Raw genomic sequence first — 26080 nt, forward strand, 5'->3', positions numbered from 1 at the left:
GGCATCGGCGCCCGCGGCTGCCGGCGGCGCGGTGCTGTTCGTGCACGGGTTCGGTGACTCGTCGATCGGCCCGCGCCAGCTCTTCGTACAGGCCGCGACTGTCCTGACCGACACCGGTCTGACGGTCCGCTCCTACGACCGTCTCGGGCACGGCACGAGCGACGGACGGTTCGCGGACATCTCGATCGGCGACGAGGTCGAGCAGGTCGTCACGATGATCCGGGCGTTCTCGGCCGACCAGGGGGCACCGATCGACGTCGTCGCCCACAGCCTGGGCGCCGTCGAGTCGGCGATGGCGGCGGCCCGGGCCCCCGACCTGGTGCGGAGCCTGACCCTGTGGTCGCCGGCCGGGGTCGTGGTGGACGACATCGCCGTGCACGACGCCATCCAGGGGCAGCCGCTCGCACCCGTCCGTGACCGCGGCTGGTTCGACTTCGGTGGGACCGCCCTCGGGCGCGGGTTCGTCGACGAGGTCCGGGACGGACTCGACGTCTACGCCCAGGCCCGCGGGTACGACGGGCCGGTCGACGTGCTGCACGGCACCGCCGACGAGATCGTCCCGGTCGAGTACGGCCGGCGCTACGGCGAACTGCTCAGCGGGGCGACGTTCACCCCGGTCGAGGGTGCGGACCACGTCTGGTCGTCGGTCCCGTGGCGCGAGCAGCTCGTCGGCCGCCTGCTCGACCGCGTCAGGGAGCGGTCCGGGCGATGAGGTCCTGCACCCGCGCGCGCACGTCGTCGCGGATCGGCCGGACGGCGTCCAGGTCGAGCCCGGCGGGGTCGGTGAGTTCCCAGTCCTCGTAGCGCTTGCCCGGGAACACCGGGCAGGCGTCCCCGCACCCCATCGTGATGACGACGTCGGCGGCGCGGACGGCATCGGTGCTGAGCAGGGCGGGCTGCTCGTTCCGGATGTCGATGCCCTCCTCGAGCATCGCCGCGACGACCACGGGGTTCAGCTGGTCGGCGGGTTCGGAGCCGGCGCTCCGGACGTCGACGCGGCCACCCGCCAGGTGCTGCAGGAAGCCGGCGGCCATCTGGGAACGGCCGGCGTTGTGGACGCAGACGAACAGGACGGTGGGCATGCGGGGTGCTCCGATCAGAGGACGGCGGCGCCGAGCAGGCCGGCTCCGATGACGACGGCCCACGGGGAGTGGACCAGCGGGTGCCCGGCGCGGGCCATGTCGGGCGTGCCCGACACCAGCAGGGCGAAGGTGACGAGCAGCACCGCGGACGACCGCAGGGGCTCGGGGCTCGTCGTCACCCGCTCATCTTGACGACGGCAGATGGTTCAGTCAACATTGAACCGATGAACACTCGGCGGCAGGACCTCGAGCGGCGTGCGGCGCAGCACGCGGCCCTCGGCGACGTCGCCCGCCTGGCGATCGTCGACCTGCTCGCCGCGTCCGACGCCAGCCCGAGCGAGGTGCGGGCCGCCCTCGGGATCTCCGGGCCGCTCCTGGCGCACCACCTGCGCGTCCTCGAGCAGGCCGGTCTGGTCACACGACGCCGCTCCGACGGCGACGGTCGCCGCAGCTACCTGCACCTCGAACCGAGCGGCGTCCCGCACGGTTCGGCAGCGGTGCCGGGCCCGGTGTCCCGCGTGCTGTTCGTCTGCACCGGCAACTCCGCGCGCTCCCCGCTGGCCGCGGGCGTCTGGGCGCAGGTCAGCGAGATCGGCTCGCTGTCGGGCGGGACGCGTCCCGCAGCCGCCATCGCCCCCGGGGCGGTCGCCGTCGGGGAACGCCACGGCCTGGACCTCGGCCGCCACGTCCCGCGTGCCTTCCGCGACCTCGTCGCCGACGGCGACCTGGTCGTCACGGTCTGCGACCGCGCGCACGAGTCGATCGACGACGGCGACAGCCTGCACTGGTCGCTGCCGAACCCCTCGCGCGTCGGTACGCCGGACGCGTACGAGGCCACCTTTGCGGACCTCCGGGCCCGCGCCACCGCGCTCGCTGCGCGCCTCGCCGCCTGACGCGGCCCCACGAACGGAACGTCCCGATGAGATCCCCCCTCCTCATCGGGGCGTTCTCCTTGCTCGACCGCCTGCGGACTGGAGGCACGGGGCGGGCCCGCACCGTGCCTCCCTTCCGTCGCGTGGTGCGCCCAGGGCTGTGTGCGCTCCCGGGGGAGCCGTCACTCAGGACCGGCGGCTGCCGGCGACCAACCGGAGGACCTGATCGGTGTGGCGCTCCGCGGTCGCGAGCCGTGCGTGCTCGACCGCGGCCGCGGTGTGCGGTTGCAGCAGCGTCCGGTCCGAGGCGAGTTCGATGATCGTCGTGGCGAGCCCGAACGCGGTCTCGTCGTCGGTCAGGACGGCGGCGGAGCCGAACTCGCTCGCCAGGCGGATGTCGGACACGATGACCGGACGGTGGTCGCGGAACGCCTCGAGCGCGGTCATCGGCTGGCCGTCGTGCTCGAGCGAGCAGACCACCGCCGCGTGCCCGCACAGCAGCAGGTCGTGGACAGCCTGCGACGACAGGCGGCCGTGGACACGGACCGACACCGGCGTGCGGGTCGGGGGGACGGTCCCGCCGGCGACGTCGACCCGCACCGCGTGTGCCCCGAGTCGGATCTCCACCAGCCGGATCGCGTTGAGGAGGACGTCGAGGCGCTTGTCCGGGGTGAACCGCGACGCCCAGACGAGCCGGAGCGGGCCGAGTTCCGGCGACGGCGGCGGTTCGACCGGCCGGCGGCCGAGGGCGTTGGGCACGACGTGGACCGGGCCGACGCCGGCCTCGCGCAGCGCACGCGCCTGCCGCGTCGTCGGGGTGACGACGACGTCGGCCGCCCCGCAGACGGCCACGGCCATGTTGCGGCGCGCGTCGTCCATGGGGTGCCCCGTGAAGCGGTGCCGTGTGGGCCGGATGCCGGTCACCGCACGGTGCGCGTGCCGTGCGAGGGGCGCCATCGCCGCCGCGGTCCGGCCCCGGACCGGCGCCGAACCGTGCACGGTGTGGATCGTCGGCAGCTCGAGGGAGCGCGCCGTGGTCAGCGCCGCCGCGGCGAGGCCGAAGTCCGAGTGGGTGACGACGAGGTCGATCCGCTCCTCGAGCATCAGCGTGCCGAGGCACCGGCGGACACGGACCGAGTTGCGGACCACCGGCAGGTCGGTCTCCGGGGCGCTGATCGACGGTTCGACCCCGAACAGGCGGACGCCGTGCTTCCGCAGCTCCGCGGTCTCGCTCGACCGCGGAGTCGCCACCCAGACGACGTGACCGGACTCGGCGAAGGCCTTCGCCTGCTCGACCAGCGCGGCACGTTCGCCCCGCATCGCCGACAGGGGGAAGTCGCTCACGAGCAGGACGGTCGCCTTCGCCGCTGCCACGTCAGCGGCCGGTCTCGAGCACGGTGGTCTGGCGGGGGCTGCGCATGCGGTCTCTCACGGTTCGGGAGCTGGACGGGTGCTTGGGAACCGTAGGCGTTCAGAAGACGATCGTCTAGTGAACTGCTGTGCTGCTGAGCGGGCCTTCACGACTCGTCGAGTGGACGTTCAGTCCGGGCGAAGGCGGCGGACGGACGAGACTGTCCGGTTCCGGCGGATGCTGTACACGTCTGAGCCGTGGTCGTCGTACAGTCTCGGGAAGCTACCCCGCCGGACCCTACCGACGGGTGCCCGACACCCTGTTCCCGGGCTGGCCTCGTCATGACCACCGCGTCGAACCCGACGGCGTCGTAGCGCGAGGACGTCTGCTCCTGACCCGAACTCGTGGCAGACGTCCTCGCACCTTCCCGCTATCGTCGAGGAACCGCCGGTCCCCGATCTCGGGGCGAGCAGCGGCCAGGGGACCACGGGGGACACCATGCAGCACCAGCGCGGCATCACCGCATTCACGACGCTCACCGCGACGATCGCCCTGGCGGTGACGCTCAGCGGGTGCACCGCATCGTCGTCGGCGTCACGGACCGTCACACCGGACGCCTTCGAACGCGTCGTCGTCGACGCGTTGGCCGACGTCTCGGACGCGACGCCCGAGGTCGACTGCGGTGCGGACGACATCGCGATCGAGGACGGCGCCGAGGTGCACTGCGACGTGAACACGGCGGGCTACGACGTGGTCTACGACTCGGTGTCGACGATCAGCACCGACGGCGGCGACGATTACCACGTGGACGTCGAAGTGGCCGACCAGCCCAAGGGCTGATCGGCCACCGCACGGTGTCCGACGACTAGCGGTCGGACGCCTCGACGACGCAGCTCTCGACCTGCTGGGCGGCCTTCGAGTCGTCGGCGAACGGCGTCGGCGCGTCCGAGGTCGTGGTGGTCTCGTCGGCGACGGCCTGCTTGGCGACGTCGTTCACGGCGTACAGCGGGCCGTCGAAGTCGTCGGCCGTGGGGTCGGCGGTGGTCGCCCAGATGGTGACCTCGTCGTCGTTCGAGTCGTTGCTGTCCGCGGGGACGATCGCGGCACCGAGGTACCAGCCGCCGTCACCCTTCTGGATGTTCGCGAACTCGGTGGTGTCGTGCGACCCGACCGCCTTGTCGATCATGTCGACGGCGGCGCTGGCGGCCACGTCGCACTGGGCCGACTGGGACTTCTCCTCGGAGCCGGGGACCTTGCCGACGGGGTTGATGTTCTGCGCTCCGCCGGGGTCGCAGGCGGTGAGCAGGAGGGCTACGGTGGCGGCGCCGAACAGCGCCGTGACGGTCTTCGCTCGCGTGGACATGGCGCTGAACGTAGGCCGGCCCCGGTGGGCGGCGATTCAGCCAGCAGCGTCCCCCGACGACGGACGGGAGGCCCGGCGCACGTCGTGCCCCGGGCCTCCCGTCCGTCACCTGGTCCCGTTGCCGGACCGGCGTCCCGTCACAGGATCGGGGTGCCGCCGGTGACGGCGACCCGCGCGCCCGAGACGTAGCTGCCGTCGTCACTGGCGAGCAGCACGTAGACGGGTGCGAGCTCGGCCGGCTGGCCGGGACGGCCGAGCGGCGACTGCTTGCCGAACTGCTCGACCTGCTCCGGCGGCATCGTCGACGGGATCAGCGGGGTCCAGATCGGACCGGGTGCGACGCTGTTCACGCGGATGCCGCGATCGCCGAGCAGCTGCGCGAGCGCGGCGGACAGGTTCGCGACGCCGGCCTTGGTGACGTCGTAGGGCGCCAGGTTCGGCTTCGGGTTGTCGGAGTTCACCGAGCTCGAGCCGATGATCGACGATCCCGGGCCGAGGTGCGGCAGGGCCGCCTTGACGAGGTGGAAGTAGGCGCTGAGGTTCGTCGCGAGGGTGTGGTCCCACTCCTCGTCGCTGATCTCCTCGATCGTCTCGTGGGTCATCTGGTAAGCGGCGTTGTTCACGAGGACGTCGAGCCCGCCGAGCTCCGAGACCGCCTGGTCGATGACCGATCGGCAGTACGCGGGGTCGCTCACGTCGCCCGGGAACAGCACGGCCTTCCGACCGGCTTCCTCGATCCAGCGCTTCGTGTCCTGGGCGTCGTCCTCTTCCTCCGGCAGGTAGCTGATCAGGACGTCAGCACCCTCGCGCGCGAACGCGATCGCGACGGCCTTCCCGATGCCGCTGTCCCCGCCGGTGATGACGGCACGCTTGCCGGTGAGCTTGCCGGAGCCGCGGTACGACTCCTCGCCGTGGTCGGCCTTCGGCGTGAGTTCCTGGTCGCTCCCCGGGGGCTGCTGCTGCTCGGTCACGTCTCTCCCTGTGGTCGGTTTCCCTGGACGTCCCCGATGCTGGGCGGGCGCCACTGAACGCCCGCCCAGGGTCACGGCGTACCCCGTTCGGCGCTCGAAGATGTGTACCCGGCACGACGGCGGCCTACCGTGGCAGCGGATCAGGGAACCGTCACCGCGACGGATGCTCCTCTTCACCAGGGAGCAACGTTGAAGTACGTGAACTACGCGGGTACCGTCCGTGTCCTGACGAGCGACACGATCGCCGACGCGGTGATCCGGTACGCCGCAGCACTGCACCAGAGTCGGCTGAGCGACGTCGTGTCGATCCCGACGGCGGACGACTTCGGGGTGGCGAGCACGATCGAGGTGCTCCTGGCCCCGGCGATCCCGGTCGCCCTCGAGCCGGCTCCGGATGACGACCTCGAACCCGAGGGCGAGGCGTTCCTGCTCGAGCTCGGCCGGCGCACCGAGGCCGCGCTCGCCGTCGACACCAACGCGTCGCCGCCGGACTTCGGGCGCTGAGCGGACGCCCCGCTGGCGCTCCGCAGGGGCGCCCCTACGCCACCGGCCCGTCGGTCAGGTCCGACCGGGTGTCCGCGTGGATCACCTCGTCGTGCTCGAAGGTCAGCGCGGCTGCCCGCAGCCGTTCCACGAAACCCGCGTCCTCGCGCTCGAGCTCGTCCTCTTCGGCATCCTCGACGACGAGCTGGCTCGACGGACCGATCAGCACCTTGGTCGTCGTCATGGTGCCGTCGGCGGCCACGGCGGGGATCGCGACGGTGTCCGCCCGGTTGCCGCCTGCCAGGGCTGCGGCGTACTCGATCACGGCGTCGGCCACGTCGTCGCTCGTCAGGATCGTCGAGCGGTCGTACTGGATCTGCTTCATGTCCGGGCCTCCATCTGCACAGCCAACAGGCCGTCGGCTGGCCGTCGTACAGGAACACGGCGCGTCGCTCGTTGCGCCGACGCCGACTTGTCGTCAGGATCATCACGTGCCCGAGACCATGCACCGCCTGCTGCGGGAGATCCAGACCGCCGAGCCGTCGGTCGCGGCCGAGGCGATGGCCCGGACACACATCACCCACGGGCTGTCGGTCGAACCGACGGACGCCGAGTTCGTGTTCGAGGAGCGCGTGCGCGGGACGGCACTGCTGTCGCTCGAGTCGACCCGCTGCACCGGGGTCCTGAGCGGCACGATCGAGCCGGGCGACGCGATGATGATCTTCTGGATGAAGTCCGGGGTCGCCCAGCTCGACGAGAACACCGTGAAGACCGGCCGCCCGACGCTCTTCCGTCAGGGTCCCCAGCGCTTCCGCTGGATCGCCTGCAACAAGGACGTCCTGCGCATCGACCGCTCGATCGTCGAGCAGGTCGCCGCCGAGCGCGGGGACTGGGCCCCCGGTCCCATCGAGTTCCGTCCGCGGCACGTCCCCGAGGGAGCCCCGCTCGCTGCCTGGTGGCTCATGGTGCGGTCCGTCGCACAAGAGGTGCTGGCCGGACCGGACGCCGTGCCGATCGAACGCGAGCGGGAGCTCGCCCGGTTCGCCGCCGGTGGTCTGCTCACCGCGATCCCGCACTGGCCGGTCGGGCAGCACGAGCCGGTGATGGCCTCCACCGCCCGCTTCGCCCGTGCCGAGACCTTCCTGCTCGAGCACGCCACCGAGCCGATCACCGTCGACGACGTCGCCGAGGCCGCCGGCCTGAGCGTGCGCGGCGTGCAGGCGGCGTTCCAGCGACACCACGGCATCACCCCGACCATGTACCTGCGCCGCATCCGGCTGCTGCTCGCCCGCGAACAGCTCGAGTCGGGCGACGGGCGGAGCATCGCCGAGATCGCCCGGGCCACCGGGTTCGCCCACCTCGGTCGGTTCGCGGGGAGCTACCGCGAGGAGTTCGGCGAGCTGCCCCGGCAGACGGCGTCCACCGCGCGCGACGGCGCCCGCGCGTAGGCGAGCGGCCGCGCGGCCCCGCAAGAATCCCGCAACCGCCCGCCGTCCGGCCGATCGCCGACGATCGTCGCCCTACGTTTGCGCTGCACGGACACGCAGCCACGACGACTGGAGACCCCATGGCCGGCTCAGCAGCACCACCCGTCCCGACTGCGGTCGTCCCGCCGACGACCGATCCGTCGACGTTCGGCCGCCGCCTCATCGAGGACGCCTCCTACGCCCGTGAGCACTTCGTCTTCACCGCACTGCTCGGGTCCCCGCTGCTGCCCCGGATCGTCCGTCGGCTGCTGCTCCGTGCCGCCGGGGCCCACGCCGAGTCCGGCGTGGGCACCGGGTTCTCGCTGACGGGCGACCCGAAGCACCTCACGATCGGCCGGGGCGTCTTCTGCAACCGGAACGTGACCGTCGAGGCCGTCGCCCCCGTGACGATCGGTGCGAACACCGCGATCGGGATGCAGGTGCTCATCATGACGAGCCACCACGAGATCGACGCCGAGGGCCGGTGGAGCGACGTCGCGACCGGCCGTCCGGTGGTCGTCGAGGAGCACGTCTGGATCGGCGGCCGCGCCACGATCCTGCCCGGCGCCCACATCGAGCACGACGTCGTGGTCGCCGCCGGCGCCGTGGTCGTCGGCCGCCTGGCGGCGCACGGCGTCTACGCCGGCGTCCCCGCCAAGCGGATCCGTGAGCTCGCCCCGTCCGCGCGACCACCGCTGGTGGACCCCACCGCCTGACGACCTGGAGGCGCGTGGCGGCGCCGCCACGCGCCTCCCGTCCGGCGTTGGTGCTGCTTCGAAGACGCCGGCGTGCTGCTGCGACGCCGCCCCGCCGTCGAGACGCCGCCGAATGTGGAGGCGTCTCGACGACCTGGCGGCGCCGGACGAAGACGACGGCGTCTCCTTCCGCGGGGACGCGCACTCTGCCAGCATGATCACGACGCGGGCGACGGCGCCCGCGCAGGACGAGGGAGACCGTCATGACCGTTCGCCTCAACCCCTACCTCGGGTTCCGGAGCGGTGCCCGCGAAGCGCTCGAGTTCTACCACTCGGTCTTCGGTGGCACGCTCACCATCGGCACGTTCGGTGAAGCCGGCATGAGCCAGGACCCCGCCGACGCCGACAAGGTGATGCACGGGCAGCTCGACGGCGACCAGGGCCTGCTCCTGATGGCCTCGGACGCGCCGTCCGGCATGCCGACACCGGCGGAGAGCAGCATCTCGCTCTCGCTCAGCGGCGACGACCACGAACTGCTGACGCGGTGGTGGAACGGCCTCGCCCAGGGCGCGACGATCGTCGAACCACTCACCACCGCGCCCTGGGGCGACACCTTCGGCATGCTGACCGACCGCCACGGGGTGTCGTGGCTGGTCAACATCAGCGGCGCGACGAGCTGAGCGGCACCGAACCCACACGCGCCGGCACCGGCCACCGCGGCACCCAGCAGCGGACCTGCTCGGCGTAGCGGCGGAAGTCGTCGCCGAACCGTTCCGCCAGGTCGGATTCCTCGAGCGGGCGGACGATGCAGTTCCAGACCACGGAACCGGCGATCGCGTAGACGACGACCAGCCACGACGACAGCAGCAGGCCGACGGCGACGCCCTGGGTGATGCCGGCCAGTGCCATCGGGTTCCGCACCGACCGGTACGGCCCGGCGACCACCAGGCGGTTCGCGGTGGCCGAGGGCAGCGGCGTGCCCTCGCCCTTCGTCGACATCGCCGCTGCCGACGCGATGCCGAGCGCGCTGGCCAGCAGGAGCACGACCACACCGACGACGGTGAGGGCGGTGACGAAAGGTGACGGCAGGAGCGGGTGCAGGCCCCAGCGGTGCTCGGCGAACGCGATGACCAGGGGGAACACCCCGAGGAACAGGCCCCAGAAGACGACGATCTGCAGCACGGTCGCGGTGACGTGCCGCGAGCGCGGGGCCGCGGCGTCAGCGGTGCGGATCCGCAGCGGACCGCTCGTCACCCACTCCGTCGGGACCCGTCCGAGCAGGACGAGGGCGAGGGCGACCGTCGAACCGATCGTGGCGGCCAGCATGACGAGCACACCCCAGCCGGCCTCGCCGGTCACGGTGGCCCAGACGCTCAGGGCGACGAGCACCAGGGCGGTCCACACCGTCGTGACCACCGCGGCGGCCCGGACCCCGGCGGCGGCGAGCGCGGAGCCGACGACGAACAGCGGGACGTCGAACACGGCGACGAGCACCGGGTCGAGCGAGCCGAGCGTCGCCGTGCGGATCCACGGCACCGTCGCGACGGCGATCCACCAGGCCGCTCCGCCGACGGCTTGCAGCGCGTAGTACCGCCGGCCCCAGGACATGGGTGCACGGTAGCAGTGCGCGGCGAGGGCCCGGGCCGAGGGCGCCCTCGCTCCCGCTGGTGGGTCAGTCGGTGTGGTTGATCTGTCCGAGCCAGCGGCCGAAGGACGGGGTGCGCTCGTCGTGCAGGCTGGGCAGGACGGGCTTCGGCAGGCAGGTGCGCTCGTCGGTGACGGTTCCGGCGCCGGTGCTCTTGTGGAGGTCGAGGCTCATGGTGGGCTCCTTCGTGGTCGGTGGAGAGTTCGACACCGGGCGGGGCCGTTCCATTCCCATCAGACGCGATCCGCCCTGCGCAGTCGTCCAGCACCGTCGGGTTGTCTCGACGGCATGAGCGAGCACGACGACGAGCAGACACGAGCCGACTTCGACGACGCGGTGAACATGACCGCCACCGAGCTGCGGAAGTGGCTCGACACCGACGAGTCGAAGTCCGTCGGGCAGAAGCCCTCCGGCGGCGGCGAGTCGACCGGCCACGAGAGCGGTCGGCACATCATCCGCATCCTCGAGAAGCACAAGGCCGACCGCACCGACGACGACCTGGCGCACATGCGGAAGGTCGTCGGCTACGTCGCCCGGCACTCCGAGCAGCGTCCCGACGGCGACGTGCACGACACCCCCTGGCGGTACTCGCTCATGAACTGGGGCCACGACCCGGAGAAGCACTGACGGCATCGGGCAGAATGGGTGCGTGAACGAGACGGGCATGCCGCGCTTCCGACGGATCTGGTCGACCGTGCAGGTCGGTGTCCTCGCGATCGCGGTCGCGTTCTGCGTCGTGATGCTCGTGATCGGGCAGGGCAAGCTCGACCGGGTGTACGCGGTCGCCGCGGTGTTCTTCGGACTCGCCCTGGTCGGGCACAGCACCTACCTGTGGCTCGTCGCCCGGGCGAACCGCCGTCCCTGAGCGGGCAGCGCAGGACCGACCGGATCGGCTGCGCGGGCCCGGCTAGGCGTTCTGGTGGACCCGCAGCCAGTCGATCGTCATCTGCTGCGGGAACCGCGTCGAGGCGTCGGGCGAACCCGGCCAGTTCCCGCCGACCGCGACGTTGAGGATCACGAAGAACGGCTTGTCGAACACCCACGTCGCCGAGCCGACGTCGGCCCGGGTGACCGTCCGGTACGCGAAACCGTCGACCGTCCAGGTGATGGAGCCGGGGCGCCAGTCGACCCCGTACACGTGGAAGTCGTCGGCGAAGGCTGCTCCGGACGGGGCCGTGTACGCCGCCGAGATGCCCTGCGCGCCGGAGTACCCGGGGCCGTGCACCGTGCCGTGCACGATCCCCGGCTCGTACCCGACGTTCTCCATGACGTCGATCTCCCCGCACGCCGGCCACCCGACCTGCCCGATGTCCGCGCCGAGCATCCAGAACGCCGGCCAGATGCCCTGACCGCGGGGGATCCGGATCCGCGCCTCGATGCGGCCGTACTGCGCGGTGTAGGTGCTCTCGGACTTCAGTCGGGCCGACGAGTACGAGCCGTCGGCCTCGCGGTGTGCGTTGATCACGAGGTTGCCGGCACCGTCGAGCGCCGCGTTCCGCCGCGAGTCCGTGTAGGTCTGCAACTCGGCGTTGCCCCAGCCGCCGGCACCCAGGTCGTACCGCCAGATCCCCGGGTTCGGCGCGCTGCCGGCCGGGCCGTCGAACTCGTCGGCGGCGAGCAGCACAGGGGCGGCAGCCGACGTGGTCGCTGCCTCCGCCGACCCGTCCGCGCCGATCGCCGTCGCGCCGAGGGCGGTCGTCGCGGCTCCGGCGAGTCCGAGCGTCATGAAGCGCCGTCGATCGATGTGCTGGTCCATGTCGTGCTCCCTGCAGCGCGATGGTGGTGTGGTCGTCGGATCATGCACCATCCGGACGAGTCAGACCAGGGCTGCACCGTGGTTGATCCGCCCCGCGCACACCGCAGCCGGCGCCGACGGACCCGTCAGCCGAAGCGCATCGCCAGCGGCACGAGCAGTCCAGCGACCCAGACGAGCACCATCACGAGGGCGCCGACCGCGATGAGCCGTCGGCGACGCCGCAGCTTCGGGCTCCGCTCCTCGCCCCACATCTGCGCACGGACCAGCACCCGGTTCGCCTGCTCGACGACCTTCCGCACCTCGGGGTCGTCGACGTCGAGGACACCGGAGCGGGCGTGCTCGGCGATGACCGCGGCTTCGTCGACGGTCAGGTCGTCCTTGCGCATGCTCCATCTTCGCACCGCGTGCAGGGGTACGACCCGGCTGTGCGGGAACGGACCACGGCCGGGTACCAAGGACACATGGGACATCGGTACCGCGGGAAGATCGTCGTCATCACCGGAGCATCGAGCGGCATCGGGAGGGCCGCCGCACACGAGTTCGCCCGGCAGGGCGCCACGCTCGTGCTCGCCGCACGCGGGCACGACTCGCTCGAGGCCGCAGCCGCCGAGTGCCGGAAGCTCGGCGCCGAGGCGATCGCGATCCCGACGGACGTCGCCGACGAGCACCAGGTCAAGGACCTCATCGGCACGGTGACGACCCGCTTCGGTCGCATCGACGTCTTCGTCGGCAACGCGGCCCTGTTCGTCTACGGCCTGTTCGAGCAGACCCCCACCGAGGCGTTCAAGCGCGTCGTCGACACGAACCTGTACGGGCACCTCAACGCCATCACGCACCTGCTGCCGCACTGGAAGCAGCGCGGGAAGGGCACCTACGTGCTCGTCGGTTCGATCCAGTCGCTGCTCTCGGCGCCGTACCAGTCGGCGTACGTGACGAGCAAGCACGCGGCCCTCGGCCTGGTCGACGTGCTCGGTGACGAGTTCGCGGGCACCGGCATCGAGTTCACCGCACTGCTGCCGTCCACGATCGACACCCCGATCTACCAGAACGGTGCCAACTACACCGGCAAGACCTCGCACCCGCTGCCGCCCACCGTCTCGGTCGAGCGGGCCGGCCGTGCCGTCGTGCAGGCCGCCACACACCCCAAGCGCTACCGCTTCGTCGGACGGATCCAGGCGTCGCTCGTGCCGTTGCAGTACGTGTTCCCGGGCCTGTTCCACAAGATCACGAAGCCGATGGTGGAGACGTTCGCGCTCCGCGGCAAGGGCGCCCCGACCGACGGGAACCTCTACGCCCCCGCCGACGCCGCGAACGCGACGAACGGCGGCTGGGTCGCGAAGCGACGGCGCGTCACGCGCCCCGTGCTGTGGGCCGGAGCGCTCGTCGCGGTCGCGGCCGTCGCCCTGGGCCGACGCCGCTGACGGCCTGGAGGCACGGTGCCAGCCCGCACCGTGCCTCCGTCCGCCCGTGCGTGCCTGCACTGCCGGGCGTACCTGCCGGAACCGGGCGTACCTGGCGGAACCGGGCGTACCTGGCGGAACCGGGCGTACCTGCCGTGTTCTTCTTGGCAGGTACGCCCGATCTCCCCAGGTATCGCAGCCGTTCTGGGAAGGAACGGGCGGCTAGAAGAGCTTCGCGCTCGCGCGCCGAGCACCCTCGCCGAGGGACTCGAGCTTCGCCGCGGCGATCTGCGGGTGCACGCGGCCGCCGAGGCCGCAGTCCGTGCCGGCGATGACGCGCTCACGCCCGACCACCGAGGCGAACCGCTCGATGCGCTGCGCGACGAGGTCGGGGTGCTCGACGACGTTCGTGGCGTGTCCGACGACACCGGGGACGATGACCTTGCCATCGGGCAGGGTGACGTCCTGCCAGACGGTCCACTCGTGCTCGTGGCGGGCGTTCGCGGCCTCGAACGAGTACGCGCCGGCGTCGATGTCGAGCATCAGGTCGACGATGTGGCGGAGCTCGATGTCGGTGGTGTGCGGGCCGTGCCAGGAACCCCAGCACAGGTGGAAGCGCACGCGGCTGGTGTCGAGGCCCTGCAGCGCGTGGTTGAGCGCCTCGACACGGATGCGGGTGAAGGCGCGGTAGTCCTCGATGCTCGGCTCGGGGTTGATCTGGTCCCAGTTCTCGGCGATCGAGGGGTCGTCGATCTGCAGCACCAGGCCGGCGTCGAGGATCGTCGTGTACTCCTCGCGCAGGGCGTCGGCCCACGCCCAGATGTGTTCTTCCTCCGTCGCGTAGTACTCGTTCGCGATGCGGGCGGCGGAGCCGGGGGAGAGCGCCGTGATGAAGCCGTTGTCCGCGCCGGCGGCCTCCACCGCGTGCTTGAGGTTCGCGGCGTCGGTGGCCGCGGCCTCGTGGCCGGTGTAGGTGATCGGGCCGGTGGTGGTCGGGAACGCGGTGGCGTTCTTGCCGGTGCCGATGCCCGACTCGGGGTCGGTGTAGGCGTCGTGGAAGATCGTCCAGTCGCGGCGGTCCGGGAAGCTCGTGAGCCGGATGTTCCCCGGCGTGGACCGGACCGGCTGCTGCGAGAAGATGTTCTCGTCGGTCAGGCTCAGGCCGCTGACGCGCTGGAACGAGTACCCCCACCAGGCGCCGTAGTCGACGCTGTTCGACATCGCCTTGCCGAACTCGCCGTCGCCGGGCTGCGTGATGCCGAGCGCGGTCTGCCGTGCGACGACGTCGTCGACGGCCGCGCTCGTCAGGGCGCGGACCTCGTCGGTGGTCTCGAGTGTGAAGCCGTCGGCGGCCACGGGCCGTGCGGCGTTCGCGGCGATGAGCTCCGGGGTGCGGGGGAGCGATCCGGCGGTGGTGGCCTGGATGCGGTCGGTGTTCTCGAAGGGCATGCGCTGGCTTCCTCTCGATGAGTGCGGACTGTCGGGAGTCGGGGGCCGCGCGCGAGGCTTCGCGGTGCGCTGCAGTGCCACTCTGCCACGAGGGGTCGGGCCCGTTACGTTCCGCGACGCACCGCCGGGCCACGCGTCGTACGGTCGACCCATGAGCACGACGACCCCGGCGAACGCCACGACCCCGACCACCACGACCGCACCGATCTTCGCCGAGTCGTGGACCACGTGGCACGACGACCACGAGCAGGCCCGGGCGAGCGAGCACGGGTTCCTCGCGATCACCAGCATCCGTTGGCTCACCGCCACGCCGGAACGCTTCGAGGACGCACCGGGCAGCTGGTCGACGGACGAGGACGGCCCGGTGGTCGCACTTGCCGAGGACGAGACGATCGAGGTCGACGGGCAGCACGTCAGCGGGACGCACCGGTTCGGCCCGCTGCCCGAGCGCTCGAGCACGAACGTGGTGTGGCGCGACGGCGACGAGACCGTGGTGATCGAGGTCGCCCGGCGCGGCGGCAGCGACCTGCTGCGCCCGCGGCACCCGTCGAACCCCACCCGCGTCGGCTACCACGGCACCCCGGCGTACGCCCCCGCTGAACGCTTCGTCGTGGACGCGCACTTCGAGCCGTTCGACAGCCCGCGCGAGGTCACGGTGGGCAGCGTCGTCGACGGCTTGCTGCACGTGTACGAGGCCCCCGGCGTCCTGACGTTCGACCTCGACGGGCCGCGCTCGCTCCTGGCGTTCAACGGGCACGCCGGCGGCCTGCACGTGCTGTTCACCGACCGCACGAGCGGGGTCACGACGTACGCGGCGAACCGGAGTCTCGACATCGCCGCACCGGATGCCGACGGTGCCACCCGCATCGACTTCAACCGGTCGACGAACCTGCCGTGCGCGTACACCCCGCACGCGACCTGCCCGCTGCCGCCCGCCGAGAACCGGCTCGACGTGGCGATCGAGGCGGGCGAGCAGCTGCCCGCAGCCTGACCGCGGAGCACGCACGGCCCCCGGGCGCGCTCCGACGCAGCCGACCCGTCCGGGAGAATGGGGGAGCCATGCCACGACCCACTTCCCGCATCCCGCTCAACACCCTCGCCGTCCCGTTCGGCCTCGCCGGCTTCGCCGAGACGTGGTCGTACGCCGCCCCCGTGCTGCACCTGCCCACCGTGGTGCCGCAGGTGTTCTGGGCGATCGCGGCCGTCGTGTGGGTGTGGCTGCTCGGTGCGCACGCCGTCCGGGGCGCTCGGGTCAGCGAACGGCTCGTCGACCAGCTCCGCCACCCGGCGCAGGGGCCGATCGCCGCGCTCGTGCCGGCGACCGCGATGCTGCTCGGCGTCGACCTCGCGCGGTTCGCCCCCGTCGCCGGGCAGGTCGTGGTGCTCGCCGCCGTGGCCACCGCGGCCGGCTTCGCCGCCTGGCTGCTGAGCACCTGGTTCGAGGGCCGACTCGCCCTGGAGTCCGTGCACGGCGGCTACCTGCTGCCGACCGTCGCCGCGGCGCTGGTCGCCTCGGTCGCCACACACGAGGTCGGCGTCGGCTGGCTGTCCTGGCCGGCCCTCGGCGTCGGCGTGTTCTTCTGGGGTGTCATGACCGGCCTGCTGCTCATCCGGCTGGCGTTCCGGCCGGCGCTGCCGGGGCCGCTCGTGCCGACGATGGCGATCCTGGTCGCGCCGCCGGCGGTCGCCACCCTGTCGGTCTTCGCCCTCACCGACGGAGCGGTCACCCTGCCCGTGCAGGCCATCGCGGGACTCGGCGTCCTGATGGTCCTCGTGCAGCTGGCCCTGCTGCCGCGGTACGTCCGCCTGGCGTTCTCGCTCGGGTTCTGGTCGTTCGTGTTCCCGGCCGCCGCGGTCGCCACCGCCGCAGTGGAGTGGTTCCGGGCACTCGCGCTGCCGTCCGCCTGGGTCCCCACCGTCGCGTTGCTGGCGCTGCTGAGCGTGCTGGTCGCGGTCGTCGGTGCCCGCTCGATCGGCCTCGCCGTGCACCACCTGCTCGGGCAGGCCGAACGGACCCTGCACGACGCCGACGACGAGGACGCCGCCCCCGGCCCCGTGACGGGCGCGACGCGCGTGGTCTGACGAGCGGGGCGGTCGGGCCGCGCAGGCGGCGGACGGGAGGCCCGTGGCGGCCCCGCCCCGCGCCTCCCGTCAGGTCGCGGGGACGCGTCTCCAGCCGCTGGTCGCCCGCCAGGCGGGCGCGTCGAAGCGGAAGACGCTGCCCATGCCGGGCTGGTCGAGGGCGCGCGTGATCGGGACGCCGCGCAGGTGGGCCAGGAGCAGCGCGCCGACCGCACCGTGCGACACGATCGTGAGGTCGCCGGTGGCGCAGTGCCGGCGGACGGCCGCGACGATGCGCTCCTGGGCGTCGATCGCCCGCTCCCAGCCGCGGACCGACTGCTCGGGTCGGGCGAAGAACGCGTCGACGACGGCCTCGAACTCGGACGGCGGCAGGTAGCCGGTCGCGCTCCGGTCGATCTCGCCCAGCAGCGGGTCGTGCTCCACCGACAGCCCGACGGCGCTGGCGAGCAGGTCGGCGGTCTCGACGGCCTTGCGCTCGGTGCTCGAGACGATCCGCCGGGAGCCCGGCGTCCAGGCGAGCCGCTGTGCGGCGGCGGCCCGGACGCGTCCCTCGGGCGACAGCCCCCACGACTCGATCGGGACCGCGGGGTCGACCACCACTTGAGCGTGGGTCAGGAACGACGAGACCATCCGCCGATCCTCGCACGGTGCGAGGTGCGCCCCGGCCCCGTCCGGTGCGAGGTTGCCCACTCCGTGCCCGGTCTGTTCCGACGCACCGAGTGGACAACCTCGCCCCGAGCGACGCCCCGCCTCGCGCCGCCCGCCCGCCGCGCGTCACACGGCGACACCGTCGGTCACGTTCCGCAACACCGCTTCGCCGTCCGGCCGAACCGTCCTAGCGTCGCCCCATGACCGTGCCCGACCGCATCACCCTCGTCACCGCGCTGCAGGGCGCCGGGTGGCATCCCGCCGCCTGGCGCGCCGCCGGCTCGGCACCACAGCGCCTCACGAGCCTCCGGCACTGGCGCGACGTCGTCGTCGAGCAGGACCGGCTCGGAGTCGACGCCGTCACCCTCGAGGACTCCTTCACCGCCGGCCCCACCGTCCCCGACGGCGATCTCGACACGTCGACCGTCGTCGGCCGCCTCGACGCCCTCCTCGTCGCGAACGCGGTCGCCCCCGCGACCCGCGCGATCGGTCTGGTGCCGACCGTCTCGGTCACGCACACCGAACCGTTCCACGTCGCCACGGGCCTCCAGACCCTCGACCACGTCTCACTGGGGCGAGCCGGGTGGCGGATCCAGGTGAGTCCGACGACCCGCGAGGCCGCGCTGTTCGGCCGCCGCCCCGGCGGCGACGACGCGGCCACGCTGTTCGACGAGGCCCGCGAGGTCGCCGAGGTCGTCTCCCGACTCTGGGACAGCTGGGACGACGATGCGATCATCCGCGACGTCACGACCGGCCGCTTCATCGACCGCGGCCGCATCCACAACGCGGCGTTCTCCGATTCGTTCGTCTCGGTGCACGGCGCGTCGATCGTGCCGCGGTCGCCGCAGGGGCGGCCGCCGGTGTTCGCGCTGGCACACCGCGCCGACGCGGCGGCGTTCGCGGTGGATGCTGCGGACGTCGTGCTGGTCACGCCAGGATTCGACGGCCGGGAGGCGCGGGACGCGCTGGCACTCGTCCGTGACGCCGAGCAGGCGGCCGGGTCCGACCTCCGTCGTCCGGTCCTGGCGGACCTCGCGGTGCTCATCGGGTCGTCGCCGGCAGCCGCCGTCGACGAGCTCGCCGTGCTCGACGGGGCCGCCGGGGGCCCGTACGCCGTCGGCTCCGGGTCGGACACGTCCGTCCTCGCGACGACGGTGCCGGACCTCGTGGCACGGATCGGGGACCTGCGGGCCCTCGGGTACGCCGGTGTCCGGCTCCGGCCGCTGCGCATCCCGATCGACTCGACCGCCATCGCCAGGCAGCTCGTCCCGGCGCTCGTCACCGCGGGGCTCCGCGCCGACGTGGCGTCCCGTCCCACCGCCGACCTGCGCACGCGGCTCGGCATCGCGCCGGCGGTCAGCCGGTACGCGCGTCCTGCCGTCACCGGTGCCGGTTCCGGTGTCGGTTCCGTCTCCTCGGGGGTCTCAGCATGAGCGCCAAGCGTCAGGTCCACCTCGCCGCCCACTTCCCGGGCGTCAACAACACCACCGTCTGGAGTGACGACCGAGCCGAGAGCCAGATCGCGTTCTCGTCGTTCGAGCACTTCGCCCGGAACGCCGAGCGTGGGTTCTTCGACTTCCTGTTCCTCGCCGAGGGGCTACGGCTCCGCGAGCAGAAGGGCCGCATTCACGACCTCGACGTCGTCGGGCGTCCGAACACGCTCGCGATCCTGGCCGCGCTGGCCGGGGTCACCGACCACATCGGTCTGGTCGGCACCCTGCAGACCACCTTCAACGAGCCCGTCGAACTCGCGAAGCAGCTCGCCACGCTCGACCACCTGACGGACGGCCGCGCTGGCTGGAACGTCGTGACGAGCTCGGACGCGTTCCACGGTGCGAACTTCCGCCGTGGCGGGTTCCTCGACCACGCCGACCGGTACACGCGGGCCGCCGAGTTCGTGGAGCTGTCCCGCGAACTCTGGGACTCGTGGGAGTCGGACGCGATCGTGGCGAACGGGTCGGGTGCCGCCGGGACCCTGGCCGCCGGGGCCTTCGCCGACCGCTCCCGCATCCACGACGTCGACCACCACGGCCCGCAGTTCGACGTGACCGGCACGTTCCCGGTCCCGCGCAGCCCCCAGCGGCACCCCGTGATCGTGCAGGCGGGTGACTCCGACGAGGGCCGCGACCTCGCCGCCGGGCACGCCGAGGTGATCTTCTCGCTGCACACCGAGTTCGACGACGCGCAGTCGTTCTACCGCGACGTGACCGAGCGACTCGAACGGGTCGGACGGTCGAAGGACGAGCTGCAGATCCTGCCCGGCGCGACCTTCGTGCTCGGCGACACGGCGGACGAGGCCGAGGAACGTTCCCGGGCCATCCGCCGTGCCCAGGTCAGCCCGGCGACCGCGATCGCGTTCCTCGAACAGGTGTGGAACCGTGACCTGTCGTCGTACGACGTCGACGGGCCGTTGCCCTCGGTCGAGCCGGACCTGGAGAGCGCCGACATCACCCGTGGCCGCGTCCGTCACACCCGCGACGTGCCCGCACTGGTGCAGTCGTGGCGCGACCTCGCCGCGGCCGAACACCTGTCGATCCGTGACCTGGTCATCCGCGCCTCCACCCGTGGCGGCTTCGTCGGTACACCCGCGCACATCGCCGCCGAGATCGACCGGTACGTACAGGAGCGCGCCACCGACGGCTTCGTCGTCGTGCCGCACACGAACCCGTACGGGCTCGACGAGTTCGTCGACCGGGTCGTCCCACTGCTGCAGGAGCGCGGCGTGTACCGGCAGTCGTACGACGAGGGCGCCACGCTCCGCCAGACGCTCGACCTGCCCGGACGGGTCCTCGACCGGCAGCGGGTGCTCGCATGAGCCGGGTCCCGCTCTCCGTCCTCGACCTCGTGCCGGTGAGCAGCGGGTCGACCCCCGCCGAGGCCCTGGCGAACACGGTCGACCTCGCACAGCGTGCCGAACGTGCCGGGTACGCCCGGTACTGGCTGGCCGAGCACCACCTGAACCCCGGGGTCGCCGGCAGCGCCCCGACGATCGTCATCGGTGCGGTCGCCGCCGCCACCTCGACCATCCGGGTCGGCAGCGCCGCGACCCTGGTCGGCAACGTCCGCGGGCTGCAGATCGCCGAGACCTTCGGCACGCTCGCCGCGCTGTACGGGCCGCGCATCGATCTCGGGCTCGGCCGCTCAGGAGCACCAGCACCCGGCACCCCGAAGCCGCCGTCGCTCGCCCCGCGGACCGACCAGGTCGTCGACGGCCTGCTCGTCCCCGCGCCGTTCGAGTTCCGCATCGCGCCGGGCAGCCGGTTCGCCCTGCAGGGGGAGCTGCTCGGCCGGGTGCCGGGCGACGTCGACCGGTTCGCGGGCGAACTCGACCTGATCCGCGGCCTGTTCGCCGGCACGTGGTCACGAGACGGTGCGCTGATCGGGGCGCCGCCAGCCGGGGGTGCCGCCGTCGAGCTGTGGATCCACGGCTCCACCGGCGGCGAGAGCGCCCGGATCGCCGGCGCGCTCGGGCTGCCGTACGGCGCGAACTACCACACGTCGCCCGGCACGGTCCTGGCGTCGGTGCAGGCCTACCGCGACGCATTCCGCCCGGGCGTGCTCGACGCCCCGCACGTCATCGTCTCGGCCGACGTGCTCGTGGCGCCGACCGCGGCCGAGGCGGACCAACTCGGGCTCGGGTACGCCCAGTGGGTGCACTCGATCCGCTCCGGCGTCGGGGCGATCGAGTACCCCACCCCGGACGAGGCTCGAGCGACGCGGCTGCCGGACGAGGCCGCCGCGTCGGTGGCGGACCGGCTCGCGACCCGGTTCGTCGGCGACCCGGCACACGTCGCGGAACGGCTCGAGACACTCCGGCGCGTCACGGGAGCGGACGAGTTGCTCGTCACGACCATCGCGCACGACCACGACGCGCGGGTGCGCTCCTACGAGCTGCTCGCCGCGGAGTGGGCGGCGCGCGCCGACCTGCGGGAGCCGGCGGCCGCCGCGCGCTGACCGACGCGGAACGACTCCGTCGCTGTCGTCCGACAGCGACGGAGTCGTTCGTGCGCGCAGCGCACGGTGCGGGCCGGGCACGGGGTGCGGAACCGGGCACGAGGTGCGGAACCCGGCACGGTACGGACGGGAGGCACGGTGCCAGGCCGCCACGGGCCTCCCGTCCGCACCGTGGTGGCGTCGCGGACCCGTCCCGTGTTCCAGGGGGCGCGCACAGCTCGAACGGTGCGTCCCGAGCGACATCGTCGCAGTCGTGCGACGTCGACATCGTCGTTCCTGCTCGTTCGCGAAAGCCCGCGTCCCCCCCCCGCACGCACGACACCCCCGCGACCACGACGGCCACGGGGATGTCCCGGCACACCTCAGCTGTTGTCGAGCGGCAGACCCTCGGGGTTCACCTCGGACGTCTTCACGGCCTCGTTCGACAGGTTGTAGGCCGCGAGCCACTTCGCGTAGGTGCCGTCCTCGATGAGCTCGTTGATCGCCGCCGCGACGGGCTTCGCGATCCCGCTGTCCCGCTTGGTCGTCGCGGCGATGAGCCCCTGCAACGAGGAGCCGGCGCCGGAGTACGTGCCCGCGGTCGTCGTCGGCTTCGCGGTGCTCGTGCTCTGCGTGTTCTGGTACGCGATCGTCGGGTTCGGGCCGAAGTATGCGTCGATCTTGCCCGAGTCGAGCGCGAGCCTCACCGCGTTGCCGTCCGGGTAGTACTTGATCGTGAAGTCCTTGCCCTCGGACCGGAGCTCCTTCTGCCACTCGAGCAGGATGTTCTCCTGGTTCGTGCCGGAACTGACGGACAGCGTCTTGCCGGCGAGCACGGACGGGTCGCCGTCGAACCGCAGCGAGCTCGACGCCAGCACCTGGAACGCCAGGTTGTCCTGCCGGTACGAGGCGAAGTCGTACTTCTCCTTGCGCTGCTCGGTGACCGTGACGTTCGAGAAGCCGGCGTCGTACTTGCCGCTGTCGATGCCGACGAACAGGTTGTCCCACGTGGCGTTCTGCACGTCCGCGCGCAGCCCGAGCTTCGCGGCGACGAGCCGTCCGAGGTCGGGCTCCGATCCGGTGATGGTCTTCTGGTCGTCGCCGGTGAAGGCGAGCGGCGGGAACCCGGCGGGCAGGGCACCCACGCCGATCGTCAGCTTGCCGGACTTCCGGACGGCGGCGGGGAGTGCGTCGTGCAGCGTCGTGTCCTCGGTGACCTCGAGGGTCGTCTCCTTCGCGGCACCGTTCGAGGCGGCGCCGATGGTGACGGAGCCGTCGGGTGCGCCGCTCGTGTCGGCGGAAGCGCCCGCCGAGCACCCGGCGAGGGCGACGACGACGCCGGCAGCGAGGAAGAGGAAGCCGGCGCGGTTGCGCCAGCGGGCGGGGGTGATCGTGGACATGGTTCTCCTTGGGGTGCGTGCGGGGATCAGGGATCGGGTCAGGGGTCAGCGGACGCGGGACAGGAAGTCGCGCGTGCGGATGTGCTGCGGGTGGTCGAGCACCTGGGCCGGCGGCCCCTGCTCGACGACCCGCCCGTGGTCGAGGAACACGACGTGGTCGGCGACCTCGCGGGCGAAGGCGATCTCGTGCGTGACGATGACGAGCGTGGTGCCCGTGTCCGCCAACCCCCGGATGACCCCGAGCACCTCGCCGACGAGCTCCGGGTCGAGCGCCGAGGTCGGTTCGTCGAGCAGGACGACCGACGGCTCGAGCGCCAGCGCCCGGGCGATGGCCACACGCTGCTGCTGCCCGCCGGAGAGCTGCCGCGGCCGGGTGTCGCCACGGTCGCCGAGTCCGACGCGCTCGAGCAGGGCCGCCGCGCGGTCGCGCGCCACGGCACGGGGGACCCCGGCGGCGATCGGCCCCTCAGCCACGTTCTCGAGCGCGGTCAGGTGCGGGAACAGGTTGAAGTGCTGGAACACGAAGCCGATCCGCGACCGCTGCCGCAGGATGTGCCGCTCGGGCAGCTCCTTCCAGCGCGGCACCCCGTCGCGCCCGGTCCGGAGACGGACGCCGATCGTCTCGCCGCCGACGGTGACGACGCCGCGGTCGAGCGGTTCGAGGTGGTTGATCGCCCGGAGCAGCGTGGACTTGCCGGAACCGGAGGGGCCGAGGACGACGGTCACGCTGCCGGACGGCAGCGACAGGTCGACGCCGTCGACGACGACCGTGTCGCCGAACGCCTTGACGGCTCCGTGGATGCTGATCGCTGCGCTCATCAGATGGTCCTGTCGTCGACGGTGGAAGCGGGGCCGGACGCGACCACGCGCGCGGCGGAGGCGGACTGCCGGGGGCCATCCGGGCCTCCAGGCCGTCCCGACCCACGTCCGGAACCGCGACGCACGGCGGCCCGCACCCGCTGGAACGGCGTGGGCGGCAACGTCCGGACCGAACCTCGGGCGGTCCACCGCTCGACGTAGTACTGGACGATCGAGACCGCGCTGGTGAGCACGAGGTACCAGATCGTGGCGACGACGAGCAGCGGGATGATGTCCGTCGGGTAGGTGCTCGACAGGTTCTGCACCACGCCGAACAGGTCGAGCAGCGAGACGTAGAACAGCAGCGACGAGGCTTTCAGCAGTCCGACGACCTGGTTGACGAACGCCGGCACGATCGACCGCAGCGCCTGCGGCAGGATCACCCGCACGAACTGCCGGCGACGGGGGAGCCCGAGCGCCTGCGCGGCCTCGTGCTGGCCGTGGTCGACGGCGAGCACGCCGGCGCGGACGATCTCCGACGCGTAGGCGATCTCGCTGAGGCTCAGCCCGATCACACCGATCGCCAGGTCGCCGAGCACGTTGGCGGTCGGCACCTGGAGCTGCGGCCCGAAGGGGATCCCGATGCCGATGGTCGGGTACAGCGACCCGAGGTTGTACAGGAAGACGAGCACCAGGATGAGCGGCACCGACCGGAACAGCCAGACGTACCCCCACGCGAGCCCGGACAGCACCGGGTTCCGCGACAGCCGTGCGATCGCGACGACCACACCGCCGGCGAAGCTGATCACCGCACTCAGCGCCGTCGCCGTCAGCGTCAGCTGCAGTCCGGTCAGGACGGCGGGGCTGAACAGCCACTTGCCGACGGCGGGCCAGCCCCACTGCTCGTTGGTGAACAGCGTCTCGACGAAGTTCAGCAGCACCACGAGCACGAGGGCTGCGGCGATCCACCGCAGCGGGTGGCGCAGCGGCACGACGGGGCGGTCGAGTGCGGCGTGTCCGGCCGCGTCGATGGTCGCGGTCTCCGGCCTGGAGGCGCGGCTCGGCTCGGGCGTCCGGCCCGCGTCGTCGACGCTGGTCGCCTCCCGCTGCGGGGCCCTGGTGGTGTCGGTCATGTCGCGACCGTAGGAGGCCCGGGCGGCGCCGACAACGCCTCGCGCAACACCCCGCCACGCGACGCAACACCCGGCCATCCGGCGCAACGCGGCGTCACAGAACGGTGTTCTGAGTGACGTTCCGTGACGGCCGACGGAGCGCTACCGTTGCGCCATGACAGCGCATCGTGTGACCGCCCCGGTGCTCCCGGCGGACGGCACCAGGGTGAAGGGTCCGGCGTCGTACTTCCCGAGCATCGAGGCGACGTACGGGCGCCCGGTGCAGGAGTGGCTCGACCTGGTCGCGGACCGGGTCGACGACCACCAGCACATGGAGGTCGTCGGGTGGCTGAAGTCCGAGCACGGCCTCGGGCACGGGCACGCGAACGCCCTGGTCGCCTACGTGCAGCACGCGCTGGCCTCCTGAGCCGTCGTGCGGTGCGGTGCCGTGGTGGGTGTCGGTCGCGCTGCTCGCCGCGTGGTGCCGCGGGCCGGTGTTGGTCGCGCTGTAGGTGCGGCGGGTGTCGGTGGTCGTTCCTAGCGTGGTGGGGTGGCCGAACCCGTCGATGCGTGGTGGCGCCGCCGACAGTGGTCGCGCGGCGAAGCGGTGCCGTACGCCGTCGGACAGTTCCGCGCCGACTGGGCGCCGTACCCGGTGCTCATCCGGCAGTACCACCCCGACTGGAACCACGGCGTCGTCCTGACCCAGGTCCCCCCGGCGGCCGAGGTCCTGCTCACCTGGGAGTGCGACGTCGGGCACGTCTTCGTCGCGACCCCGTCCGAACAGCGGTCCCGTCCGGGCCGTGAGCGCCGCCGCTCCGTGTGGTGCCCCGAGTGCGCGGTGCAGGCCCAGCCCCAGCGGTGGCCGGTGCTGCCGTCGGACTGGCCCCAGACGGTGCCCGTGCCGCAGCGGGTTGTCCGGAGTGCCGGACGACAGACCCTGCCCGCGGCTCCGGTTCGCGGGGTGCCGGCCGGAGCCGTCGCGTCGAGCCGTGCCCGCTCTCGTCGGCCCGTCGCCGGGTCCGCCGGGTCGGCAGGCTCGGCAGCGTCGGCCGGTGGTGCACCCCGTCGGGCCGCCCAGTCCGTTCCCCGCACGATCTGCCCGAAGACCCCGCGGCTGCCGTCGGGTGAGTCGTTCACGAGCGTCTGCGCCCCGGCGACGGCCTCGGCGGTCGAAGCGGAACTCCGGGGCATGCTGTCCGAGCGGTTCGCGTTCACGTACGACCACTCCGCCATCCGACTCGACCGCCCGTTCTTCGACCACGTCGAGGCCTGGCCGGACATCATCCTGCCCGAGCTCCGCGTCGCCATCGAGTACGACTCCACCGGTCGGCACGGGCTCGAGCACGTCGGCCCGCGGCAGGAGACCGACCGCAGGAAGGACCGAGCGATCCGCGCCGTGGGGTGGGAGGTCGTCCGCATCCGTACCGGACGGCTGCCGGCGCTCGGCCCGTACGACCTGCAGGTCTCGGGCATCTCCGGCCGCACCGTCGAGCGGTTGGCGGACACCCTGCGCGAGCTCCGGGGCGCGCTGTTCGTCGACGCGTACTCCCGGTGACGCCGCCGATCGGGGT

General features: G+C 72.5%; 32 protein-coding genes. 17 read left to right on the forward strand and 15 right to left on the reverse strand.

Annotated elements, in window-relative coordinates; translation table 11 throughout:
• Positions 1-31 precede the first annotated feature (31 nt).
• A complete protein-coding gene (locus ACZZ9K_RS01170) occupies positions 32-712 on the forward strand; it encodes an alpha/beta hydrolase (RefSeq protein ID WP_463443133.1) in 681 nt (226 codons plus the stop codon).
• Here ACZZ9K_RS01170 and ACZZ9K_RS01175 read toward each other — a convergent pair.
• Both ACZZ9K_RS01175 and ACZZ9K_RS01180 read right to left on the reverse strand, forming a co-directional pair.
• Positions 690-1082, reverse strand: coding sequence for an arsenate reductase ArsC (locus tag ACZZ9K_RS01175; RefSeq protein WP_111030197.1), 393 nt, complete (start codon positions 1080-1082; stop codon positions 690-692). The two genes, ACZZ9K_RS01170 and ACZZ9K_RS01175, sit on opposite strands and share 23 nt — an antisense overlap.
• A gap of 14 nt (positions 1083-1096) precedes the next feature.
• Positions 1097-1261 (reverse strand): hypothetical protein, encoded by a 165-nt coding sequence (locus ACZZ9K_RS01180; protein WP_463443134.1) that lies wholly within the window; start codon positions 1259-1261, stop codon positions 1097-1099.
• 45 nt (positions 1262-1306) lie between these two features.
• On the opposite strand from ACZZ9K_RS01180, the gene ACZZ9K_RS01185 reads away from it, so the two are divergent.
• Positions 1307-1975: an arsenate reductase/protein-tyrosine-phosphatase family protein gene (locus ACZZ9K_RS01185; RefSeq protein ID WP_463443135.1), complete on the forward strand. Its 669-nt coding sequence runs from the start codon at positions 1307-1309 to the stop codon at positions 1973-1975.
• Between the two features lie 165 nt (positions 1976-2140).
• On the opposite strand, the gene ACZZ9K_RS01190 is transcribed toward ACZZ9K_RS01185, so the two are convergent.
• Entirely contained in the window at positions 2141-3298 is a 1158-nt protein-coding gene (locus ACZZ9K_RS01190; protein WP_463443136.1) for a glycosyltransferase family 4 protein, read from the reverse strand.
• A gap of 505 nt (positions 3299-3803) precedes the next feature.
• On the opposite strand from ACZZ9K_RS01190, the gene ACZZ9K_RS01195 reads away from it, so the two are divergent.
• Positions 3804-4145, forward strand: coding sequence for a hypothetical protein (locus ACZZ9K_RS01195; protein WP_214559688.1), 342 nt, complete (start codon positions 3804-3806; stop codon positions 4143-4145).
• A 25-nt stretch (positions 4146-4170) separates the two neighbouring features.
• Here ACZZ9K_RS01195 and ACZZ9K_RS01200 read toward each other — a convergent pair whose 3' ends face one another.
• Both ACZZ9K_RS01200 and ACZZ9K_RS01205 read right to left on the reverse strand, forming a co-directional pair.
• Positions 4171-4668, reverse strand: a complete 498-nt coding sequence (locus ACZZ9K_RS01200) for a hypothetical protein (RefSeq protein WP_027465412.1) — start codon at positions 4666-4668, stop codon at positions 4171-4173.
• A 137-nt stretch (positions 4669-4805) separates the two neighbouring features.
• Positions 4806-5639, reverse strand: coding sequence for an SDR family oxidoreductase (locus ACZZ9K_RS01205; protein WP_111057716.1), 834 nt, complete (start codon positions 5637-5639; stop codon positions 4806-4808).
• 189 nt (positions 5640-5828) lie between these two features.
• On the opposite strand from ACZZ9K_RS01205, the gene ACZZ9K_RS01210 reads away from it, so the two are divergent.
• Complete coding sequence (locus tag ACZZ9K_RS01210; protein ID WP_035808256.1) at positions 5829-6143, forward strand: hypothetical protein; 315 nt, start codon at positions 5829-5831, stop codon at positions 6141-6143.
• A gap of 34 nt (positions 6144-6177) precedes the next feature.
• On the opposite strand, the gene ACZZ9K_RS01215 is transcribed toward ACZZ9K_RS01210, so the two are convergent.
• Positions 6178-6507 carry a hypothetical protein gene (locus tag ACZZ9K_RS01215; protein WP_051596706.1) on the reverse strand — a complete coding sequence of 110 codons (330 nt, stop codon included), beginning with the start codon at positions 6505-6507 and terminating at the stop codon, positions 6178-6180.
• A gap of 106 nt (positions 6508-6613) precedes the next feature.
• Here ACZZ9K_RS01215 and ACZZ9K_RS01220 point away from each other — a divergent pair, with 106 nt between their 5' ends.
• From ACZZ9K_RS01220 to ACZZ9K_RS01230, 3 genes are all read left to right on the forward strand, one after another.
• Complete coding sequence (locus tag ACZZ9K_RS01220; protein ID WP_185974162.1) at positions 6614-7570, forward strand: AraC family transcriptional regulator; 957 nt, start codon at positions 6614-6616, stop codon at positions 7568-7570.
• 119 nt (positions 7571-7689) lie between these two features.
• Positions 7690-8304 carry a DapH/DapD/GlmU-related protein gene (locus ACZZ9K_RS01225; protein WP_463443137.1) on the forward strand — a complete coding sequence of 205 codons (615 nt, stop codon included), beginning with the start codon at positions 7690-7692 and terminating at the stop codon, positions 8302-8304.
• 242 nt (positions 8305-8546) lie between these two features.
• A complete protein-coding gene (locus ACZZ9K_RS01230; protein ID WP_027465416.1) occupies positions 8547-8963 on the forward strand; it encodes a VOC family protein in 417 nt (138 codons plus the stop codon).
• On the opposite strand, the gene ACZZ9K_RS01235 is transcribed toward ACZZ9K_RS01230, so the two are convergent.
• Positions 8944-9891 carry a methyltransferase family protein gene (locus ACZZ9K_RS01235; RefSeq protein WP_463443138.1) on the reverse strand — a complete coding sequence of 316 codons (948 nt, stop codon included), beginning with the start codon at positions 9889-9891 and terminating at the stop codon, positions 8944-8946. The genes ACZZ9K_RS01230 and ACZZ9K_RS01235 overlap by 20 nt on opposite strands.
• 64 nt (positions 9892-9955) lie before the next feature.
• The gene (locus ACZZ9K_RS01240) at positions 9956-10102 is read right to left on the reverse strand and encodes a hypothetical protein (RefSeq protein WP_163343702.1); all 147 of its coding nucleotides are present in this window, start codon (positions 10100-10102) and stop codon (positions 9956-9958) included.
• Positions 10103-10216: 114 nt separating this feature from the next.
• Between ACZZ9K_RS01240 and ACZZ9K_RS01245 the strand changes: the two genes are divergently transcribed.
• Positions 10217-10555, forward strand: a complete 339-nt coding sequence (locus ACZZ9K_RS01245; protein WP_071244508.1) for a DUF3140 domain-containing protein — start codon at positions 10217-10219, stop codon at positions 10553-10555.
• Positions 10556-10577: 22 nt separating this feature from the next.
• Complete coding sequence (locus ACZZ9K_RS01250; protein WP_138803199.1) at positions 10578-10793, forward strand: hypothetical protein; 216 nt, start codon at positions 10578-10580, stop codon at positions 10791-10793.
• 42 nt (positions 10794-10835) lie between these two features.
• Here the strand turns inward: ACZZ9K_RS01250 and ACZZ9K_RS01255 are convergent, their stop codons facing one another.
• Both ACZZ9K_RS01255 and ACZZ9K_RS01260 read right to left on the reverse strand, forming a co-directional pair.
• Complete coding sequence (locus tag ACZZ9K_RS01255; RefSeq protein ID WP_463443139.1) at positions 10836-11684, reverse strand: glycoside hydrolase family 16 protein; 849 nt, start codon at positions 11682-11684, stop codon at positions 10836-10838.
• 125 nt (positions 11685-11809) lie between these two features.
• Positions 11810-12070: a hypothetical protein gene (locus tag ACZZ9K_RS01260; protein ID WP_027465422.1), complete on the reverse strand. Its 261-nt coding sequence runs from the start codon at positions 12068-12070 to the stop codon at positions 11810-11812.
• A 75-nt stretch (positions 12071-12145) separates the two neighbouring features.
• On the opposite strand from ACZZ9K_RS01260, the gene ACZZ9K_RS01265 reads away from it, so the two are divergent.
• Entirely contained in the window at positions 12146-13105 is a 960-nt protein-coding gene (locus tag ACZZ9K_RS01265) for an SDR family NAD(P)-dependent oxidoreductase (RefSeq protein WP_463443140.1), read from the forward strand.
• Positions 13106-13306: 201 nt separating this feature from the next.
• Here ACZZ9K_RS01265 and ACZZ9K_RS01270 read toward each other — a convergent pair whose 3' ends face one another.
• Positions 13307-14533 carry a cobalamin-independent methionine synthase II family protein gene (locus ACZZ9K_RS01270; RefSeq protein WP_463443141.1) on the reverse strand — a complete coding sequence of 409 codons (1227 nt, stop codon included), beginning with the start codon at positions 14531-14533 and terminating at the stop codon, positions 13307-13309.
• Positions 14534-14684: 151 nt separating this feature from the next.
• Here ACZZ9K_RS01270 and ACZZ9K_RS01275 point away from each other — a divergent pair, with 151 nt between their 5' ends.
• Together ACZZ9K_RS01275 and ACZZ9K_RS01280 are read left to right on the forward strand one after the other, a co-directional pair.
• Entirely contained in the window at positions 14685-15524 is an 840-nt protein-coding gene (locus tag ACZZ9K_RS01275; RefSeq protein ID WP_463443142.1) for a DUF1684 domain-containing protein, read from the forward strand.
• A 68-nt stretch (positions 15525-15592) separates the two neighbouring features.
• Entirely contained in the window at positions 15593-16615 is a 1023-nt protein-coding gene (locus tag ACZZ9K_RS01280) for an SLAC1 family transporter (RefSeq protein ID WP_463443143.1), read from the forward strand.
• A gap of 69 nt (positions 16616-16684) precedes the next feature.
• On the opposite strand, the gene ACZZ9K_RS01285 is transcribed toward ACZZ9K_RS01280, so the two are convergent.
• Positions 16685-17245, reverse strand: coding sequence for a histidine phosphatase family protein (locus ACZZ9K_RS01285; protein ID WP_463443144.1), 561 nt, complete (start codon positions 17243-17245; stop codon positions 16685-16687).
• Between the two features lie 218 nt (positions 17246-17463).
• On the opposite strand from ACZZ9K_RS01285, the gene ACZZ9K_RS01290 reads away from it, so the two are divergent.
• The 3 genes from ACZZ9K_RS01290 to ACZZ9K_RS01300 are packed head-to-tail and all read left to right on the forward strand — an operon-like array spanning position 17464 to position 21217.
• On the forward strand, positions 17464-18696 hold the full coding sequence (locus ACZZ9K_RS01290; protein ID WP_463443145.1) for an LLM class flavin-dependent oxidoreductase: 1233 nt from the start codon (positions 17464-17466) through the stop codon (positions 18694-18696).
• Entirely contained in the window at positions 18693-20078 is a 1386-nt protein-coding gene (locus ACZZ9K_RS01295) for an NtaA/DmoA family FMN-dependent monooxygenase (RefSeq protein ID WP_463443146.1), read from the forward strand. The genes ACZZ9K_RS01290 and ACZZ9K_RS01295 overlap by 4 nt, the downstream gene beginning before the upstream one ends.
• Positions 20075-21217 (forward strand): LLM class flavin-dependent oxidoreductase, encoded by a 1143-nt coding sequence (locus ACZZ9K_RS01300; protein ID WP_463443147.1) that lies wholly within the window; start codon positions 20075-20077, stop codon positions 21215-21217. Before ACZZ9K_RS01295 ends, ACZZ9K_RS01300 begins: the two co-directional genes overlap by 4 nt.
• A gap of 362 nt (positions 21218-21579) precedes the next feature.
• Here the strand turns inward: ACZZ9K_RS01300 and ACZZ9K_RS01305 are convergent, their stop codons facing one another.
• From ACZZ9K_RS01305 to ACZZ9K_RS01315, 3 genes are read right to left on the reverse strand one after another with little or no spacing between them, the layout of a single operon-like run.
• A complete protein-coding gene (locus tag ACZZ9K_RS01305) occupies positions 21580-22596 on the reverse strand; it encodes a transporter substrate-binding domain-containing protein (protein WP_463443148.1) in 1017 nt (338 codons plus the stop codon).
• A gap of 45 nt (positions 22597-22641) precedes the next feature.
• Positions 22642-23415 (reverse strand): amino acid ABC transporter ATP-binding protein, encoded by a 774-nt coding sequence (locus ACZZ9K_RS01310; protein ID WP_463443149.1) that lies wholly within the window; start codon positions 23413-23415, stop codon positions 22642-22644.
• Positions 23415-24527 (reverse strand): amino acid ABC transporter permease, encoded by a 1113-nt coding sequence (locus ACZZ9K_RS01315; protein WP_463443150.1) that lies wholly within the window; start codon positions 24525-24527, stop codon positions 23415-23417. The genes ACZZ9K_RS01310 and ACZZ9K_RS01315 overlap by 1 nt, the downstream gene beginning before the upstream one ends.
• A 154-nt stretch (positions 24528-24681) precedes the next feature.
• On the opposite strand from ACZZ9K_RS01315, the gene ACZZ9K_RS01320 reads away from it, so the two are divergent.
• Together ACZZ9K_RS01320 and ACZZ9K_RS01325 are read left to right on the forward strand one after the other, a co-directional pair.
• Complete coding sequence (locus ACZZ9K_RS01320; protein ID WP_463443151.1) at positions 24682-24933, forward strand: DUF4287 domain-containing protein; 252 nt, start codon at positions 24682-24684, stop codon at positions 24931-24933.
• Positions 24934-25056: 123 nt separating this feature from the next.
• Positions 25057-26064 (forward strand): hypothetical protein, encoded by a 1008-nt coding sequence (locus ACZZ9K_RS01325; protein ID WP_463443152.1) that lies wholly within the window; start codon positions 25057-25059, stop codon positions 26062-26064.
• Positions 26065-26080: the final 16 nt, after the last annotated feature.

This window comes from Curtobacterium sp. AC268 (genome assembly GCF_979258745.1).